This window comes from Winogradskyella aquimaris (assembly GCF_042676105.1).
GTDB lineage: Bacteria > Bacteroidota > Bacteroidia > Flavobacteriales > Flavobacteriaceae > Winogradskyella > Winogradskyella aquimaris.
On the sequence record NZ_JBHTJQ010000010.1, the window covers coordinates 287876 to 306845 of the forward strand.

General features: G+C 34.6%; 19 protein-coding genes and 1 other RNA gene. 14 read left to right on the forward strand and 6 right to left on the reverse strand.

All coding sequences use genetic code 11. The annotated features are described in order from the left end of the window. Positions 1–11: 11 nt before the first annotated feature. A complete protein-coding gene (locus ACFQ1K_RS09035) occupies positions 12–1697 on the reverse strand; it encodes a M23 family metallopeptidase (RefSeq protein ID WP_320555256.1) in 1686 nt (561 codons plus the stop codon). A gap of 178 nt (positions 1698–1875) precedes the next feature. Between ACFQ1K_RS09035 and ACFQ1K_RS09040 the strand changes: the two genes are divergently transcribed. The 4 genes from ACFQ1K_RS09040 to rny all read left to right on the forward strand — a co-directional run bounded on the left by ACFQ1K_RS09040 (position 1876) and on the right by rny (position 4286). Continuing rightward, positions 1876–2166 carry a hypothetical protein gene (locus ACFQ1K_RS09040; protein WP_320555257.1) on the forward strand — a complete coding sequence of 97 codons (291 nt, stop codon included), beginning with the start codon at positions 1876–1878 and terminating at the stop codon, positions 2164–2166. 19 nt (positions 2167–2185) lie between these two features. Beyond that, complete coding sequence (locus ACFQ1K_RS09045; RefSeq protein ID WP_320555258.1) at positions 2186–2473, forward strand: cell division protein ZapA; 288 nt, start codon at positions 2186–2188, stop codon at positions 2471–2473. A gap of 60 nt (positions 2474–2533) precedes the next feature. Further along, a non-coding RNA gene (gene ssrS, locus ACFQ1K_RS09050) (6S RNA) lies at positions 2534–2653 on the forward strand. A gap of 55 nt (positions 2654–2708) precedes the next feature. Continuing rightward, positions 2709–4286 carry a ribonuclease Y gene (rny, locus tag ACFQ1K_RS09055; RefSeq protein ID WP_320555259.1) on the forward strand — a complete coding sequence of 526 codons (1578 nt, stop codon included), beginning with the start codon at positions 2709–2711 and terminating at the stop codon, positions 4284–4286. A 55-nt stretch (positions 4287–4341) separates the two neighbouring features. Here rny and xerA read toward each other — a convergent pair whose 3' ends face one another. Both xerA and ACFQ1K_RS09065 read right to left on the reverse strand, forming a co-directional pair. Next, the gene (gene xerA, locus ACFQ1K_RS09060) at positions 4342–5250 is read right to left on the reverse strand and encodes a site-specific tyrosine recombinase/integron integrase (RefSeq protein ID WP_320555260.1); all 909 of its coding nucleotides are present in this window, start codon (positions 5248–5250) and stop codon (positions 4342–4344) included. A 68-nt stretch (positions 5251–5318) separates the two neighbouring features. After that, on the reverse strand, positions 5319–5693 hold the full coding sequence (locus ACFQ1K_RS09065) for a TM2 domain-containing protein (protein WP_320555261.1): 375 nt from the start codon (positions 5691–5693) through the stop codon (positions 5319–5321). A 108-nt stretch (positions 5694–5801) separates the two neighbouring features. On the opposite strand from ACFQ1K_RS09065, the gene ACFQ1K_RS09070 reads away from it, so the two are divergent. From ACFQ1K_RS09070 to ACFQ1K_RS09100, 7 genes are all read left to right on the forward strand, one after another. Further along, complete coding sequence (locus ACFQ1K_RS09070; protein ID WP_320555262.1) at positions 5802–6695, forward strand: hypothetical protein; 894 nt, start codon at positions 5802–5804, stop codon at positions 6693–6695. A gap of 206 nt (positions 6696–6901) precedes the next feature. Further along, positions 6902–7447, forward strand: a complete 546-nt coding sequence (locus ACFQ1K_RS09075; protein ID WP_320555263.1) for a hypothetical protein — start codon at positions 6902–6904, stop codon at positions 7445–7447. 182 nt (positions 7448–7629) lie between these two features. Further along, positions 7630–8238: a porin family protein gene (locus ACFQ1K_RS09080; protein ID WP_320555264.1), complete on the forward strand. Its 609-nt coding sequence runs from the start codon at positions 7630–7632 to the stop codon at positions 8236–8238. Positions 8239–8507: 269 nt separating this feature from the next. Then, positions 8508–9170 carry a porin family protein gene (locus tag ACFQ1K_RS09085; protein WP_320555265.1) on the forward strand — a complete coding sequence of 221 codons (663 nt, stop codon included), beginning with the start codon at positions 8508–8510 and terminating at the stop codon, positions 9168–9170. A 119-nt stretch (positions 9171–9289) separates the two neighbouring features. Next, positions 9290–9784 (forward strand): hypothetical protein, encoded by a 495-nt coding sequence (locus ACFQ1K_RS09090; RefSeq protein WP_320555266.1) that lies wholly within the window; start codon positions 9290–9292, stop codon positions 9782–9784. A gap of 101 nt (positions 9785–9885) precedes the next feature. Next, entirely contained in the window at positions 9886–10311 is a 426-nt protein-coding gene (gene aroQ / locus ACFQ1K_RS09095; RefSeq protein ID WP_320555267.1) for a type II 3-dehydroquinate dehydratase, read from the forward strand. Continuing rightward, positions 10308–10781 carry an outer membrane beta-barrel protein gene (locus tag ACFQ1K_RS09100; RefSeq protein WP_320555268.1) on the forward strand — a complete coding sequence of 158 codons (474 nt, stop codon included), beginning with the start codon at positions 10308–10310 and terminating at the stop codon, positions 10779–10781. Before aroQ ends, ACFQ1K_RS09100 begins: the two co-directional genes overlap by 4 nt. Positions 10782–10835: 54 nt before the next feature. Here the strand turns inward: ACFQ1K_RS09100 and lpdA are convergent, their stop codons facing one another. Then, complete coding sequence (gene lpdA, locus ACFQ1K_RS09105) at positions 10836–12212, reverse strand: dihydrolipoyl dehydrogenase (RefSeq protein WP_320555269.1); 1377 nt, start codon at positions 12210–12212, stop codon at positions 10836–10838. Positions 12213–12531: 319 nt separating this feature from the next. On the opposite strand from lpdA, the gene ACFQ1K_RS09110 reads away from it, so the two are divergent. Next, positions 12532–13458 (forward strand): nuclear transport factor 2 family protein, encoded by a 927-nt coding sequence (locus tag ACFQ1K_RS09110; protein WP_320555270.1) that lies wholly within the window; start codon positions 12532–12534, stop codon positions 13456–13458. A gap of 51 nt (positions 13459–13509) precedes the next feature. Here ACFQ1K_RS09110 and msrB read toward each other — a convergent pair whose 3' ends face one another. After that, positions 13510–13989, reverse strand: coding sequence for a peptide-methionine (R)-S-oxide reductase MsrB (gene msrB, locus ACFQ1K_RS09115; protein ID WP_320555271.1), 480 nt, complete (start codon positions 13987–13989; stop codon positions 13510–13512). Positions 13990–14238: 249 nt separating this feature from the next. Between msrB and glgA the strand changes: the two genes are divergently transcribed. Then, positions 14239–15444: a glycogen synthase gene (glgA, locus tag ACFQ1K_RS09120; RefSeq protein ID WP_320555272.1), complete on the forward strand. Its 1206-nt coding sequence runs from the start codon at positions 14239–14241 to the stop codon at positions 15442–15444. Between the two features lie 5 nt (positions 15445–15449). After that, complete coding sequence (locus ACFQ1K_RS09125; RefSeq protein WP_320555273.1) at positions 15450–16715, forward strand: glucose-1-phosphate adenylyltransferase; 1266 nt, start codon at positions 15450–15452, stop codon at positions 16713–16715. Positions 16716–16758: 43 nt separating this feature from the next. Here ACFQ1K_RS09125 and ACFQ1K_RS09130 read toward each other — a convergent pair whose 3' ends face one another. Then, on the reverse strand, positions 16759–18945 hold the full coding sequence (locus tag ACFQ1K_RS09130) for a bifunctional alpha,alpha-trehalose-phosphate synthase (UDP-forming)/trehalose-phosphatase (RefSeq protein ID WP_320555274.1): 2187 nt from the start codon (positions 18943–18945) through the stop codon (positions 16759–16761). Between the last annotated feature and the right edge of the window lie 25 nt (positions 18946–18970).

Consider the following 18970-nt stretch of genomic DNA (forward strand, 5'->3'; position numbering starts at 1 on the left):
TGAGTTTAGTTTTATTTTCTAAAAAAGGTTGCCTCAAATGTAGAACTATTTCCAACATTATCAGTAACAATTATCTTTAAATCGTTCTTGGTATCCTTAACGACGTTATCGTTAAAATCGTGCACTAGCATATTGGTTTTGTAGTCATATTCCATTAAAATCCATTGACCATTAACCGTCGCTCTATATTTACTAATCCCAGATAAATCATCATCAATTTTCACCTTGAGATAGCGGTATTTGCTCAACCATTTTTTATCCTTGAAGTTAACAGGAGTGATGGTTGGTGCAACAGTATCCATGGCCAAGGTGTACGTCCCAAAAAATTTACTTCCGGCGCTCAGAACATTACCTTTTCGTTTGGTATTGACATAACTAGGTCTTTTATAATATCCGAATAGTCTTGCAATAAAAATTTTATCAAGATGTTCTGATTTATATTGGCTTAAATCGTAATTGATATAAAAATTCTTCTGAAGTGGTATGTGGTCTTCGTGTAAGAAAAGCGTATCGGCACTCACTCTAAAATCTATAGCAACATCTTCATAAACGGTGCTGTCATAAAAGTTAACTGTTACCAAACCAGATTTTAATTCAGTTGGTTGGTTAGCATAAATCAGAGTTTTATTTGATTCGTCTTCAGTACTGGATTCCACAGCTTCATATTTACCTTCAATAGGAATATTTACCCATGTTTCATTACCCTTAAAGTCTCTTATTCTAACTTTATAAACGGAAGAAGTACTGTCTTCAACTGTTATATAACCATTGTCATAGGCGTCTTTGTAAAGACTTAGAGGGTTGTTTTTTTCAATAAATAATTTCTGGATTCTAGATCGTTTAGTTTTTAAGTACTCGTAGTCTATAAGTCTTTTAATGTGTTTTGTTTCATCGAAACTAAAACGTCTAAAATCAATTTCAAGACTTTTATTGCCATTAAAAAAGGTCTGGATGTTATAGACGCCATTATTGTTTGGGGCTAGATCTTGCTTGTCGTAAGACGTCACACCAAAACCAATTTGACCGTAGGCTCTAATTTTTTCAACGTCGTAGTCGCCATTCTTTTGCGGAATAAGACGTAAAGGTACTCGCTCATTTTTGCCATTAATTACAGCATGATTATCCTTGGGATAAGCATAAACAGCTGAAACAAATGGACGCTTCGAGTCTTTAATATCTATACCAAATAGCATAGGGTTTATAGGGCGTTCTTGATTGTCCCTAATTTCAAAGTGCAGATGAGGACCACCTGAGCCACCAGTATTTCCAGAATAGGCAATGACCTCATCCTTTGAGACTAAAAGCTCTTGTGTGCTGGGGAAAACTTCGACCTCGTAACTTTCTTTTTCGTATTGGCATTCCTTGATGTACTTTTCTATACGATCAGAAAATTTTTGCAGATGTGCATAGACGGTCGTGTAGCCATTTGGATGCGTAACATATAAGGCTTTACCATAGCCGTAATGGGAAATTTTTATTCGACTTACATAACCATCTGCAGTTGCATAAACTTTTAATCCTTGTTTTTGTTGAGTTTTTATATCTAGACCCGAATGAAAATGAGCCGATCTAAGTTCGGAAAATGTACCGGAAAGCACTAAAGTGATATCTAGAGGACTTCTGAAATAGTCTTGAGGATATTCAGATTGCGAATAAAGAGAACTGCTAATTAAAAAGAAAAGCAATATTTTTTTCATACGGACTACGATTACGGCTAAAATATCAAATTGCATAAAAAATGCAAACCTTAAATATGTATTATTTTTCTGAACGGTTTAATTTCTAAGTTGTTATGCGAACTAAAAATAATTGTAAAAGAATTGTATTTTTTCAATAGGTATGTTAAATTTGTTTCAACAGTATTGAATTACTTTAATGAGTAAAATAGAAGAAATTGTTGATGCGCTAGAGAATAAAGTCAGCAAGGTTTTGCATAAGCAGGAAGTTTTAAAACAGACCAATGCTAGATTGTCTCAACAGCTTGAAGACCAACAACAAAAACTTCTGGAGCAACAAGAACTTATAGCTTCTTGGGCCGAGAAATATGAAACACTCAAAATAGCAAATTCAATGCTTGGTAGTGACGAAAATAAAAGGGAAACGAAGCTCAAAATAAATGCACTTATTCGAGATATTGATCATTGTATTGCTCAACTCTCGGAATAATGTTGTAAATTTAGACTAGATGTCAGATCAGTTAAAAATTAAACTTTCAATAGCCAATAGAGTGTATCCATTGACTATTAATCCTAAGCAGGAAGAAGGTTTGCGCAAGGCCACAAAAAAGATTGAGGCCATGATTGGTCAGTTTGAGCAAAATTACTCTGTAAGAGATAAGCAAGATGTATTGGCAATGTGTGCCTTGCAGTTTGCAGCTCAGGTAGAGCAAAAGTCGATTGACAAAGAATATGTTAACGAAGAAGTGCAGGAAAAGCTTGAGGCTTTAAATGAGCTTCTGGATCAGCATATCTAGCTCGTACGTTCTTTAAAATACAAAAAGGTTACTGCCTACATTAGTTATATTTTTTGATAAACTCAACGTTAATTCTTTAAAAAGGGTGAGTTTAAATTGTAAAAGCATGCTGCTAATACGTTTGTATTTGGGCAGATCCTTGATCAGTTTGTTAGCCCTAAACTTGTTTTTAAGGAGTTTATACAAAATCAGAGCTGATGTAGGCTTTTTTTATATATTAAACTAAACATAAATCATGGACACTAACACAATACTATATATTGTTGGAGGAGTGGTATTAGGATTAATACTTGGTTATATTATTGCCAAAGCTCTGGAAAAGGGTAAGGCTTCTAAGTTAATTTCTGATGCGGAAAGCGAATCCAAATCAATTTTAAAACAAGCTAAAGCAGACGCTGAGGCTTTAAAGAAAGATAAAATCCTTCAAGCTAAAGAGAAGTTTATTGAGCTCAAAGCTGAGCACGAAAAGGTTATTTTATCGAGAGATAAAAAAATGGCCGAGGCCGAAAAACGAATTCGAGATAAAGAATCTCAGATTTCCAACGAACTATCCAAGGCAAAGAAATCAAATCAGTCCTTAGAAGATAAGATAAAAGATTATGACTTCAGACTTGAGTTTCTGGAGAAAAAGAAGGATGAGATTGAAAAGGCGCATAAAAGCCAAATAAAACAGTTGGAAGTTATTTCCCAATTGTCTGCTGAAGAGGCCAAAGAGCAATTGGTAGAGTCCTTAAAAGAAGAGGCTAAAACGGATGCCATGGCTTTTGTACAAGATCGTATAGAGGAGGCCAAAATGACGGCACAACAAGAAGCAAAAAAAATAATCATCAATACGATCCAGCGTATCGGAACGGAAGAAGCTATTGATAATTGTGTTTCTGTTTTTAACATAGAATCTGATGATGTTAAAGGAAGAATTATTGGAAGAGAAGGTAGAAATATTAGAGCTATTGAGGCCGCAACTGGTGTTGAAATCATTGTTGATGACACTCCAGAAGCCATCATCCTATCTTGTTTTGACTCTGTAAGACGTGAAATCGCTCGATTATCACTTCATAAATTAGTGACTGATGGTAGAATCCACCCAGCTCGTATTGAAGAAGTGGTTAAAAAGACCACCAAACAAATTGAACAGGAAATCATAGAAGTTGGTAAACGTACGGTCATTGATTTAGGAATTCACGGATTACATCCAGAATTAATCAAAATGGTAGGACGTATGAAGTATCGTTCGTCTTACGGACAAAACTTACTACAGCACTCTAGGGAAGTTGCAAAGCTTTGTGGTGTCATGGCTGCCGAATTAGGGTTAAATCCAAAGTTGGCTAAACGTGCAGGTTTACTGCATGATATAGGTAAAGTACCATCTTCAGAAACGGATGTAGAAACACCTCATGCTATTTTAGGTATGCAATGGGCAGAAAAGCATGGTGAGAAACCAGAGGTTTGTAACGCCATTGGTGCGCACCACGACGAGATAGAAATGACGACGTTGTTGTCTCCTATTATTCAGGTTTGTGATGCAATCTCGGGTGCTCGACCAGGTGCAAGACGTCAGGTATTGGATTCCTACATACAGCGTCTCAAAGATCTGGAGGATGTTGCTTTTGGTTTTACAGGTGTTAAAAAAGCATATGCCATTCAAGCTGGTAGAGAATTACGTGTGATTGTAGAGAGTGAAAAGGTATCTGATGAAAAAGCGGCTAGCTTATCTTTTGAGATTTCACAGAAAATTCAAACGGACATGACCTATCCTGGTCAAGTAAAAGTAACAGTGATTAGAGAAACAAGAGCAGTGAATATTGCTAAATAAACGATAACTAACTCAAGTAATGTAAAAGGGTGTTCTAATAACTTAGGACACCTTTTTATTTTCTAGGATGAAACTTATTTAGGACGTCGCTTAAATGCGAGCGGTCTACATGCATATAAACCTCTGTGGTAGTAATACTTTCATGACCAAGCATCATTTGTATGGCTCTAAGATCAGCACCATTTTCTAACAAATGTGTTGCAAAAGAATGCCTAAAGGTGTGAGGAGACACCGTTTTTTTTAAACCAGACTTTGTAACCAAGTTCTTAATAATGGTAAAAATCATGGCGCGGGTGAGCTTATTTCCTTTATAGTTAAGAAACAGAATGTCTTTAGATTTAGGCTGTACATTAATGTGGTTTCTGATGGCTTTCCATATGTCAATATATTTTTTTGTTGACTCACCAATAGGAACAAAACGCTGTTTGTTCCCTTTTCCTGTAACCTTTATAAAGCCTTCATCAAAGAACAAGTCAGAGATTTTCAATTCAATGAGTTCGCTAACACGTAGGCCACAGCTATAGAGGGTTTCTATGATGGCTCTATTGCGTTCACCAAGATTAACTCCTTGGTATTGATAGCTTAAATCAATGGTATTGATTAATAGATCGATATCATCAACAGATAACGTATCTGGAAGTTTTCTACCAATTTTTGGAGACTCAATCAAATCCATTGGATTTGATGTTCTGTGGTTTTCAAAAACCAGATAATCAAAAAAGTTTCTTAAACCAGAAATTAGTCGACCTTGAGAACTAGGGTTTATAGTTTTAGAGATGTTGTAAATAAACTGCTTGATAAGCTCTTTGTCAATCTTCTCTGGTGATACATTAACGTCATGTTCCTCTAAATAGGTAATGAGCTTTTTAATGTCATAGCTATAATTTTCAATGGAGTTATGAGATAATCCACGTTCTATTTGTAGGTAATGTCTATAATCATTGATTGCCTGAGACCATTTCATGGTTAAAAATAAAAAAACACTTTACAATAACAGTAAAGTGTTTTTTTATTTTTTAAGAAATCAGATTTCTAAAAGAATTCGCTTTTAAAATTAGCTCTTGGATAATTCTCAGTGAAGATATCAATAAGATCAATAATCCACCAAATTCCTAATCCACCTAATGTAAGAATAAATAAAATATTCCAACCTATTGGACTTTTAAGGTACCATCTGTGTGCTGCAAATCCACCAAGGAAAAACCAGAGAATTAAGGCAATACCCTTACTTTGTTGACCAGCTCTTGCCACTGGAGTTGTCATTTCTGTAGTTTCGGTCATTTCTTCAGATGAAGTAATATTCTCTGTAGTTGTTGCAGTTACGGCTCTCTTTACAGGGAATGACGCATAAGAAGCACTTAGCGAAAGCATTACAAATAATGCTGAGAAGAATAATTTAATTTTCATAAAATTTTGGTTTAAGTTTAGCCTAAATTAAAAAAAATCTCACAATATTTGATATTTACTTATAAAATGTTAAAAGAAATTCACCTTATCTCATTAAAATTTAAAAGTATGACAAATCGAAAATCAAATCCAAATATCACAAATTTTATAATCACAATATTGTTTGTAGTTGGATTTTGCGGTGGGTCTTGGTCTCAAGAAACATTCATGGGATTTATAAAGATTCAAGATTCACTTTTAATAAAATACAAAGTTGAATTCGAGCAAAAAAACGATAAAATAATTGGTTATAGTCTTACAGATTTTGGTGGAGAACACGAGACAAAGTCAAAAATTGAAGGTTTTTATGACGAAGATAAAAACCTATTATCATTTAAAGAAACAGAACTAATCTATACTAAATCTACATGGGCCGAAGAGGATTTTTGCAATATTCACCTAGAGCCAACGAAATATAGGTGGGGAGGTTCAAAGCTAATGGGAAATTTTAAAGGAAAGTTTAGTGATGGTACTGAATGTATTAATGGTGAAATTGCCATGAATTCAATTGAAAAAATTGATAAAAGAGTTACAAAATTCACAAAGAAACTGAAAAAGTCGCGACGCGTTCCAGATAGTATAAAGCAGAAACTAGATAATATTAAACTTGTAGATACCCTTAATCTAAATATTTTAAAAAAGGATGAAGTCACTTCAATCTTAACCAAAGCCAATTCTGTGAGTTGTACCATTTATGATGGTGGACAAATTGACCAAGATGTTATTACGGTTTATAAGAATGGCAAGATCCTATTGTATAAATACGAAATATCCAATACAAAAAAAGTCATTGAAATCCCATTGGAGGGTAAAACATCTCGAATCACCATAGAATCTAACTCTGTTGGCACAGTTGGTGAAAACACCACTTATATTGAGATTTTTGATGGGATCAATAACATAAAAACCATTACAAACCTCAAAGTTAGTGAAATAACAACAATTGATATTATTAAAAAATGACCCTTAAAGTGGTTTTTTTGGCTCTAATATTAAATATAAAGTCAAATTCAATCAAAAATTGTTAATAACTACTAATTATAAAGTATTAAAATACAGTATTTTAAATATCTATGTTTATAAAATTGTTAATAACTACAGTTAAAATTTTTAATATCTCAAGAAAAAGGTTTTAGTTTGCATTATTCAATTTTAAAACTTAAAAGATTATGAAAAATTTATTCTTAGCTGCTTTTGCAGTTTTCGCTTTTGCAAGTGTTAATGCGCAGGACGAAAGTACTGGTGGTCAAACATCAGAAGGTACTTGGCTTATCGAAGCTAATACTGGTAATGCTATGTTAGGTACTACAGGTATTTACTTTACGTCGTCTGATGGTAATTCTCAATTTAACTTAGGTTTAGATGGAGGATACTTTATCATGGACGATTTAGCCATTAAGGCTGGTTTAGGTTATAATAGTTTTAGCCCAGACGAAGGTGACGGTGTGAGTTCTTTCTCTTATCGTTTAGGTGCAAAATATTATGTGAATAGTATGATTCCTGTTACGTTAGATTTAACAGGCGCTTCAGGTGACGGTGCAGAAAACGGTTTAGGAGAGACACCATTATGGTTAGGAATTGGTGCTGGTTATGCATGGTTTATTGGTGACATGGTTGCAATTGAACCAGGTTTAAGATATAACCATTCTTTAAATGAGGATTTTACTGATGAAGGTGTATTCCAAGTGAATATTGGTTTCACATTGTTCTTTTAAGAATAATTAAATACATAAAAAAACCGAGGCATTAACCTCGGTTTTTTTTGTGCGTTTTGTTTAACGGGTTAATTAAAGTTCTTTTAATCGATAAAATGTAAGAAAATTTAACAACTATAGTTGTTAAGAATGTAAGTAAAAAACTACGTTTGCCATTAATAAACTATTAAAAACAAACACAAATGAAAAAATTATTACTTTCTGCTGCTGTGGCAGTATTTTTTTTAACTAATGTAAATGCACAATCAGATTCAGGTGATTTTACATTAGCACCCCAAGTTGGTTTAAACTTATCAAATTATACAAGTTCTGAGAATTTAAATAATAGAATCAGAACAGCCTTTAATTTTGGTGTAGTGGGCGAATATTACCTTAATGACCGTTGGAGTCTTCGTTCTGGTTTATTTTATGATTCTAAAGGAACTAAAATTAAAGAATCCGGTGAAGAGTATATTGATAAACTCAATTACTTAGCAGTACCAATTCATGCAAACTGGCATTTTGGTTCTAAAAGAAATTGGTTCTTAAATTTTGGACCAACCTTAGGGTTTTTATTAAGTGCTAAGGCAGATACACCTGAGGGTGAGTTTGATGTTAAAGATGAACTTGAAAGTAGTTTTGATATTGGCTTGGGTGTAGGTATAGGTTATAAGTTTAATGTTTCTGAAAACACAGAGCTTTTTATTCAGTACCAAGGCTATAATGGATTTATTGATTTATTTGGTCTTGATGAGTTTAGCGTATTCAATGCAACATCTGCTTTTAACGTTGGAGTAATCTTTCAACCATAGCTTATTCTAAACATTATCAAAAAAACGGTACTGGGTTCTAGTTCCGTTTTTTTTATATCTTATTTTCAGAAAGCAAATAATATTAAAGTTGACTCAAGTATAAATCGTCCCACATAAGAAGTATACTAGAGGTCCAAGGTTTATGACGTCTGAGAGAATTTTTTATATGACTATAACATGTTGTAAAACTGATAGTCGTCATTTCATAGTAATACTAAGGGTTATAGATTTAGTTCATAAATAATATTGAATCAAATACCTAATATATTATGAAAAGACTATTAGTTAGTGCGTTTACGTTCATTTTTGTTTTTGGAACTGTAACTGCACAGGATGAACCTGCTAAACCAATTAGTTTTGGTGCTAAAGCAGGTGTTAATTTTGCGACCATAACTGGTGATGATCTTGGTGATGTAGATGGTAAAACATCATTCCACATTGGAGTCTTAGCGGAGATTCCAATTTCGGACGTATTCTCGATCCAACCAGAATTATTGTACTCTAGACAAGGTGCTAAAGAGTCATATACTGAATCATTTTCTGGTATGACCTTTTCTGAAGATCTTGATATCAAACTAGATTACTTGCTTCTACCGGTAATGGCAAAATACTATGTAACCGATGGATTTAGTATTGAGGCTGGTCCACAAATCGGATTCTTGCTAAATGCCGAAATTGATTATGAATTTTCAGAATCTGGAGATGGAATGTCATTTAACGAATCTGGAACGCTTGATATTAAGGATGCCGTAAAAAGTGTTGATTTTGGATTAAATTTTGGTCTGGGATATAAACTTGATAATGGATTAAACTTCAATGTGCGTTATAACTTAGGTTTAACCGATGGCAACGATGATCCTGAGTTTTTCGATTCAGACGGGGCATTTAAGAATAGTGTAATTCAAATTGGCGTTGGCTATTTCTTTAACTAACAAAATCAAGAAATTTTAAAAAACTGAAGCGAAAGCTCCGGTTTTTTTATGTTTGTAATTATCAGTTGTTTATAATTTTAACTATCTTAGTTATCTATTAATCTTAATCCAAAGAAAATATGAAGAAAATTAAGTTTTTTATTGTATTTGCCATGATGTCAACCTTTGCTCTGCAAGCACAGACGTTTAAAGTGGGTGCAACCATTGGTTTGCCCGCAGCTGATGCAGCGGACATTTCAACACTTGTAGTTGGTCTGGATGCCTATTATTACTTTACTGATATTGACGACACTGTAGAAATAGGTGCTACAGCAGGTTTTAGAAACTTTTTTGGTGATGAAATCGAGGTCTTAGGACAAACTGTTGAGTTTGATGATGCACAATTTGTACCATTAGCAGCAGCAGCTCGTTTAAAATTATTTGGTATTGTTTCTGGAGGAGCTGACATAGGCTATGCTCTTGGAATTACTGATGGTCTTGACGGGGGATTCTATTTTAGACCGGTAGTAGGTATTGATATAGCAGATACAATTGAGTTAAATGCCTCTTACGAGAACATATCGGATGCAGCAAACTGGGGCAATATAAACGTTGGTGTTCTTTTTGAATTCTAACTCTAAAAGATATATTAACTAATAACTAAACCGAAGCATAGTCTTCGGTTTTTTATGTGCTAACCTACCTGACAATAGTCAGGTTTTTCTATCTTTACTTTATGAAGCACATAATCATCATAAATGGCCCCAATCTTAATCTATTGGGTAAAAGAGAACCAGAGATCTACGGTCATCAGACCTTCGAAGACTATTTAGATATCCTTCAATCTAAATACAGTGAATGTAAATTAGAGTATTTTCAATCTAATATTGAAGGGGAACTCATTGATAAACTACATGAGGTGGGTTTTAAATATGATGGTATTATCTTAAATGCTGCAGCCTATACCCATACCTCTGTTGGTATAAGTGATGCCGTAAAAGCTATTGAGACTCCAGTTGTAGAAGTGCATATATCCAATACCTATGCGAGAGAAGACTTTAGGCATGTGTCTTACATTTCGCCCAATGCTAAAGGTGTTATTTTAGGGTTTGGACTCAAAAGTTATGACTTGGCTATAGAAAGTTTTATCTTTTCAGTATGAACAAATTCTACCTTACATTTTTAATAGCTTGTTTTACTGTCTTGGTATCCGCTCAAACGGAATTTGGTGTTAAAGGTGGTTTAAACTTTACCTTTTTTAAGGTTATCGAAGGGGATTTTGGTACCAACCCAGATATAGAAACGGGATATTATGGAGGTGTTTTTGTAGATTTTCCTATAGATAATGGTTTTCATCTACAGCCAGAAGTGTTGTATAAAGGAGTAGGGGATTTTAGATTTTTAAATGCGCCCATATATTTAAAATATGACATTTATGATACGGTTCATATTCTAATTGGACCGAGTTTAAATTATTTTTTTGATTTCTTTTCCAATAAGTTTAAAGTAAGAGCGGACTTAAGTTTAGACTACGACTTTACAACAAAACTAAGCATGCATATGAAATATACTATTGGTTTAGAAGAGTTATCACCTAATGTTTTATTTCTTGGATTAGGTTATAGGTTATAAAAAAAGCGACTCAATCGAATCGCTTTTAAATAATGTATTGTTTATTATTCCCAATTAAAGATGAATTACTTCATCATAGGCATCAGCTACAGCTTCCATAACAGCTTCACTCATTGTTGGGTGCGGATGAACCGCTTTTAAAACTTCATGTCCTGTTGTTTCTAATTTACGACCCAAAACAGCTTCAGCAATCATATCGGTAACACCAGCACCAATCATGTGGCAGCCTAACCATTCACCATATTTGGCATCAAAAATTACCTTCACAAAACCATCTTTATTACCACCTGCACTAGCCTTACCAGATGCCGAGAACGGGAATTTACCGACTTTAATATCGTAACCTTGTTCTTTCGCTTGTGACTCGGTAAGACCAACACTAGCCACCTCTGGTGAGCAGTAGGTACACCCAGGAATGTTACCATAATCTAAAGCTTCAACATGCATGCCTGCTATTTTTTCTACGCAAAGTATACCTTCAGCGGAAGCTACGTGAGCTAACGCTTGACCAGGAGTCACATCACCAATAGCATAATAGCCAGGAATGTTAGTCTGGTAATAATCGTTTACTAATATTTTATCCCTGTCAACAGCAATACCAACATCTTCCAATCCAATATTTTCAATGTTTGATTTAATACCAACTGCAGATAAAACAATGTCCGCCTCTAAAACTTCGTCACCTTTCTTAGTTTTTACTGTAGCTTTAACACCGCTTCCTGAAGTATCAACAGAAGTCACTTCGGCAGATGTCATAATTTTAATCCCAGATTTTTTAAAACTACGCTCTAATTGTTTTGATATTTCGTCATCTTCTACAGGAACAATTTTTGGCATGTATTCTACAATGGTTACTTCGGTGCCCATGGAATTATAGAAATAGGCAAACTCAACACCAATGGCTCCCGAACCCACAACAATCATTTTTTTAGGTTGCTTTTCTAGAGTCATGGCCTGTCTGTATCCAATTACTTTTTTACCATCCTGAGGTAAACTAGGCAACTCACGAGAGCGCGCACCAGTGGCAATTATGATGTGGTCAGCAGAATATTCCTTACCGTCAACGTCAACTTTTTTGCCCGGTTTCACCTTTCCGTAACCTTCAATAACATCAATTTTGTTCTTCTTCATCAAGAACTTTACCCCATTACTCATACCATCAGCAACGCCACGGCTTCGCTTAACAACGGCATCAAAATCGTGTTCAGCATCTTTAACTTTTAATCCATAATCTTCGGCATGTTTAAGGTATTCAAAAACTTGGGCGGACTTTAACAATGCTTTTGTTGGGATACAGCCCCAATTTAAACAAACACCACCAAGACTTTCCTTTTCTACGATGGCCGTCTTAAAACCTAATTGAGATGCTCTAATCGCTGTAACGTAGCCACCAGGACCACTTCCTAATACTATGATATCGTATTTACTCATGAGTAATTTTTTTGTTGAATTTTGAGAGTACGAATTTACGAAACCAAAACGTAATATTAAAGGTTGCTGTAAATTTGTATATCATAATTTACTCTTAACGCTACTTAGGCAATTTCAATTTAAGAATCAAGAATTAAAGACTAAGATTTAAATCGACAATTATTCAACTACAGGAAATGCGTATAATTTGTAAGTAATCATATACAGGACAAAATTATATGTAAGAAAAATAACATATAAAGTGTTGAATATCAGTTTACAAGTGTTAAAATTGGTATTTATTCCATATCTTAAGAGGATAACTAATCAATTATTTATTATGAAAAATTATTTAATCCTTGTCATGATGATGGTGACCTTCATTATGCATCCTCAAAAGAAAAAAAATGGAACAATCTACCAAGATCATCCTGCCATAAAGATGGTAGAAGAAATGCAACAAGCTTTTGTTGAAGGTGATACATTAAAAGTAGCGAGCTATCTTTCAGAAGACTTTAGAGCTTTTAATGGTATGGAAACCGATCCGGATAATGAAGGTATGACCAAAAGTCAATTTGTTAGGTCTTCAAGGGGTTGGAAAAACAACGTAGATTACCTCAGTATTTCCAGGTATGGTGGTTATCCCGATGCACTTGAATATAAAGAATCGGGTCTGTGGGTTCAAACTTGGGACATGCTAAAGGGTGTTCATAAAACTACTGGTGTTAAAATGACTATGCCCATACATCGAATTTTTAAAATTAATGATGACAACAAAATCCAAATGATGATAACCTATGATGATGGAAATGTTTGGACCACCATGCGTGAAGCATTTAATACACGGAAAAATGGGAATTTGTATAACGCACATGAAAATATCAACACTGTAAGAAAAATGGTTCGCGCCTTAGAGCACGGAGATATTGATAAAAGTTTTAGCTATTTCACTGAAAACGCGCGTTTCAGAAACCTAGACATGGAAGAGGGTGAATTTAATACTGTAGAGGAAGAAAAAGAAAATTTTAAAAAAATGGCAGAGGTCTGGGAAATAGAGAGTATTGATGTTGTTGGGTATCCAGACTACTTAGAGTATGAAATTAGCGATACTAAGGTTGTGCAGTCATGGTGGAATATGCGTTTGAAACGTAAGTCAGACGACAAACGTGTTAAAATACCTGTATTACTAATGCATAGATTTGATGATGAAGGTAAAATCTATAACGAAATGGGTTACTATACAACAAGCGCAATGACCGAAGAGTAATAACCTTATTTTGAAATCATAAAAAACCTTCAATCATTGAAGGTTTTTTTATTACTCTGGTTTAAACTTTAGCGCCACTCCATTAATGCAATGTCGTTTGCCAGTCGTGTCTTTTGGACCATCGTTAAAAACATGACCTAAATGGCCACCGCAATTTGCACAATGTTCTTCAGTTCGTGCATATCCAATTTTATAATCTGTAGAGAAAGCAACATTACCTTCAATCTCTCTATCAAAACTTGGCCATCCAGTGCCTGAATCAAATTTATGCTCACTTTTAAATAATGGGGTATCACAAGCAGCACAATGATAAACCCCTTTTTTATAATTTTTGTTAAGAGGGCTCGAAAAGGCACGTTCGGTTCCGGCTTCTCTCAACACGTAATATTCCATTTCGGTAAGCTCGGCTTTCCATTCGGAATCGGTTTTTGTAATTGGAAAGGATTCTTTTTCTTTCGTTTCTTTTTTCTGTGCAGAACCATTACAGTTGCATAAAAACCCTGCAATGACTAATAATAATATCTTTTTCATAGCTTAAAAATACAGTATTTTTACTTTAAGTTGACGTAGAATATGAGCAAACATTACAAAACTTAACTTATTTTTAATATTTAGATAGCAGTTTATGGTATTGCCAAAACCATTATATTTTGTTACTTTACAGAGGCGATTACTTGAGTGCTCTACAGGTTTTGAGTTCTCTAAAAAATGAACTCAAAAAATCAGTTTACATGTTGTTTATCGCCATCATCAGACAATAAAAACTATGAATATTAGCAGATGAAAGCATTATTTCTTACAAGAGAATTTCCTCCTTATGTCTATGGCGGTGCAGGTGTTCATGTAGAATATCTGGCCAAAGAATTGTCGGAATTAATGGAAATTGAGGTTAGGGCTTTTGGCGATCAAGATAAAACCAATGACCATTTACGGATTAAGGGATATCCCTTTGAAGATGGTGTTTTTAAAAATAGTGATAGTAAGCTTAAGTCAATTTTTAAAACTTTGAGTACGGGATTGCACATGAATGCTGATCATGTAGAAGCAGATATTGTACATTGCCATACATGGTATTCTCATTTTGCAGGTATAATGACCAAGTTGTGTTATGGTACTCCATTGGTATTAACCACGCACTCTCTTGAGCCATTAAGACCATGGAAACGGGAACAGTTAGGCAGAGGTTATGATGCGTCGTCTTGGATAGAAAAAACTGCAATTGAAATGGCGGATTGCCTAATTGCTGTATCTGAAGAAACCAAAGAAGATATTATTAAATACTTTGACGTTGACGAAGATAAAATTCAAGTGGTTTACAATGGTATTGACTTAAAAGAGTATGCTGTCGTTAAAGAAACCGATGTCCTTGAAACTTATGGTATCGATAAAGATAAACCATATGTGCTTTTTGTTGGTAGAATAACTAGACAAAAAGGAATTATTCATTTGGTGAATGCCATAAAGTATATAGATCAAGATACACAAATTGTATTATGTGCTGGAGCTCCTGATACAGAGGATATCGCCAAAGAAATGGAAGATGCTGTTGAAGAAGCATCTCAATTGCGTGATAATATATTTTGGATAGATAAGATGCTAGACAAAAAGGATGTTATTCAACTCTATTCGCATGCAGACGTATTTTGTTGCCCTTCAATCTATGAGCCCTTTGGTATTATTAATATAGAGGCTATGGCTTGTGAAACAGCCGTTGTTGCAAGTGCTGTTGGAGGTATAAAAGAGGTTGTAGTAGATGGAGAAACTGGTTTATTAGTTCATTTAGAGCAACAAAAGGAAGCTCCTTTTGAGCCTGTAAATCCAGATCAGTTTTCAAGAGATTTAGCAAAAGGTATTAACCTTGTTATTAGGGATAAAGCGCTTAGGAATAAAATGGCTAAAAACGGTAGACATCGTGTAGAAGAATTTTTCGACTGGAAAGCAATTGCAAAACAAACTAAAGATATATATCAATCATTAATTAAATAATAATAATGTTAAATAATAAAGTCTTAAGTATAATTTTAGGAGGAGGACAAGGTTCCCGATTATATCCCTTAACTGAGAAAAGATCTAAGCCGGCTGTACCTATAGCAGGTAAATATAGATTAGTAGATATACCAATTTCAAACTGCATAAATTCTAGTTTAAAGCGTATTTATGTTTTAACTCAGTTTAATTCAGCGTCTTTGAACAGGCATATAAAGAATACCTATCATTTTAGCTTTTTCAGTTCGGCCTTTGTAGATGTTTTGGCGGCCGAGCAAACTATGAAAAGTGATAAATGGTTTCAAGGAACGGCCGATGCTGTTAGGCAAAGCATGCATCATTTTCTACAACACGATTTTGAATATGCCCTAATATTGTCTGGTGATCAGTTGTATCAAATGGATTACAATGAAATGATTGAGGCCCATATAGAAGCTAAAGCAGATATTTCAGTTGCGACTTATCCGGTTAATGTTAAGGATGGAACTTCATTTGGTATTTTAAAAACGGATGAAAACAATCAAATCACAGCATTTATAGAAAAGCCTTCAGCTGATGTTATTGTAGATTGGAAATCTGATGTCAGTGAGGAAATGAAACAACAGGGTAGGGAATATTTAGGATCTACTGGGATTTACATTTTTAACAAAGATCTTCTTGTTGAATTGATGAAGGATGAAAAAACGGTAGACTTCGGAAAAGAAATTATTCCACAAAATATTGATAAACTCAAGGTAATCAGTTATCCTTTCGAAGGCTATTGGACTGATATTGGTAATATTGATTCTTTCTTTGAAGCTAACTTAGGCTTAACAGACGAAATACCACAATTTAATCTATATGATTTAGATAATAGGGTTTATACCAATGCACGTATACTGCCAACTTCAAAAATATCGGGTACAACCTTAAATAAAGCGGTCATTGCAGAAGGCTGTTTAATTCATGCCGCAACAATTGAACGATCTGTTATTGGAATTAGGTCCAGAATTGGAAAAGAATCGACCGTTATCAATACATACATGATGGGTAGCGATATTTATGAGTCACTGGAGGATATAGAATCCGAAAAGATCGAGATACTAATGGGAATAGGTGAGCGCTGCTTTATTAAAAATGCTATTATTGATAAGAATTGTAGAATAGGGGATGATGTTAGAATAAATGGTGGAACCCACCTAGAAGATACAGAAACAGATACTTATGTGATTAAAGATGGAATTGTCGTCCTTAAAAAGGATGCCGTGATTCCACATGGTACCATCATCTAGCTTGATGTAAACCGTCAAACTAAAATCTATACTTAAAGGGAACTTATATCAATTTTTCAAGTAATTCACGGACGTGTTCTGGATCTTTTATTTGAAATCTAGCTTTGGTTTTCGTAAAACCAACCTTAATGGTGTATGCCCAATCTGGTGCCTCTTCAAACATGTATTCATCTGTCCAGTCATCACCTATTATCGTAATAAAATCATAGTTTTCTTCGGTAAGTAATCGACTAACCACACGGCCTTTGTTAACATTACTGCTCTTGATTTCTATTACCTTATTACCTTGTAAAATCGATAGACCATTGTTGGCCACTAAGCTTGTAAGAACCGTATTTAGCTCCATAGTTCTTATTTTGGCCAATTCTGGATCTGCAGTTCTGTAGTGCCATGCCAAGGAATAATTTTTTGTTTCAATAAATGTACCTGGAGTTCTGTCCACGAAAGTTTCTAGGATTGGCCTAATGTGTTGCATCCAGTCTGTTTTTAACCTTTCTATTGTTTTCCATTCTTTGTTTTCACGTATCCATACTCCATGGTCCGTCACAAGAGTGTAAGGTTTGTCTCCAAACCATCGTTGAAAAGTGGCCTGGTCTCTACCGCTAATTAAAACTAAATCTGTTTTTTCTTGTAATTTATCTAATATTTTGAATAAAGCACTGTCTGGTTTGGCATCCTGCGGGTTATCTTTAAAACCAACCAATGTACCATCATAATCAAGAAGCAAGAGCTTTTTCTTTTTTTCCTTAAAATCTTGGTAAAACTTAGCCTCATAATCACCTGAGAGTTTTTTGGTAACTTTTCCTTGTCTGAGTTTTTTTGTGCCTTCTAAGGCTTTGAAAAATTCAGTAGCCCATTTCTCTACATCGTAACGTTTTAAACGTTTCTGTAGAAATTTTATTCGCGTTTTTTGTTCATCTTGAGGCATGGTTAAGGCTCGTTTTAAAGTTGCTGCAAAATCTTTGTAACTATTAGGGTTAATTAAAAGGGCTTCATTCATCTCTTTCGAGGCACCTGCCATTTCACTGAGTATGAGTACACCGTCACCATTTGTTCTTGTGGCTACATATTCTTTTGCAACAAGGTTCATACCATCTCTAATAGGTGTTATCAGTGCAACATCAGAAGAGATATAAAGATCTATTAAATCATCAAATGGTAAAGACCTGTAGAAGTACCAAATCGGTGTCCAGCTTACGGTGGCAAACTTTCCATTGATTCTTCCAACAAGTTCGTCTGTCTCTCGCTTTAGTTTTTGGTATTGCGGCACATTAGAGCGCGATGGCACAGCAAGCATTACAAGTCTCACATGCTCTTTGTATTCAGGATAATTATCCAAAAAATATTCGAAGGCCTTTATCCTGTTTGGTATGCCTTTGGTATAGTCCATACGATCAATGGACAAAATCAATTTTTTATCTTCCGACATGTGCTCTTCTAGTCGTTTTCTTAGATCAGATTTTTCTATAGAACTTTTTTGGTGTTCTAGAGCAGCATTATAGAATTTGTCATAATCAATACCCATGGGGAACGAATCCACTTTGATTGTACGGTCGTGATAATTAATTTCATTGAATTGAACTTCAAGTCGGAGTATTCGCTTTATTGAACTAAGAAAATGTCGTTCGTAATCATAAGTATGAAAGCCCAATAAATCTGAACCTAGCATACCCTTTAAAATTTCTTCACGCCAAGGAAATGTTCTGAATATTTCGTATGACGGAAAGGGAATGTGTAAAAAGAATCCAATAGTTGTGTTGGGTTTTTGGTCTTTGATGAGTTGTGGTAATAACAATAATTGATAATCGTGTACCCAAACGGTATCACCATCTTCTAGGTTCTCCAAAACTACTTTTGCAAAATTTTCATTTACTCTTTTGTAGGCATCCCATTCATTTTGCTCAAATTCAGTATATTCCATAAAGTAATGAAACAGCGGCCACAAAGCCCTATTACTAAAACCTTCATAGTATTCTTCGATATCCTGCGAGGTAAGTGGAACCGAAACACACTTTTCATTGCGTATTTTGGTTTGTACTTTTTTCGAGAGGTCAGGACTCAAGTCGTTTTCTGGTATACCGGACCAGCCTATCCAAATACCGTTTCCTTCAGAATGAACCGATTTCATTCCAGTAGCTAAGCCACCAACACTAGGGACTATTTCTAATGAGTTCTCTTGTATTGAAACTTGAAGCGGTAAACGATTTGAAACAATTATAGTTTTATTCATAAAGATTATTTGTGCTTATAGATAG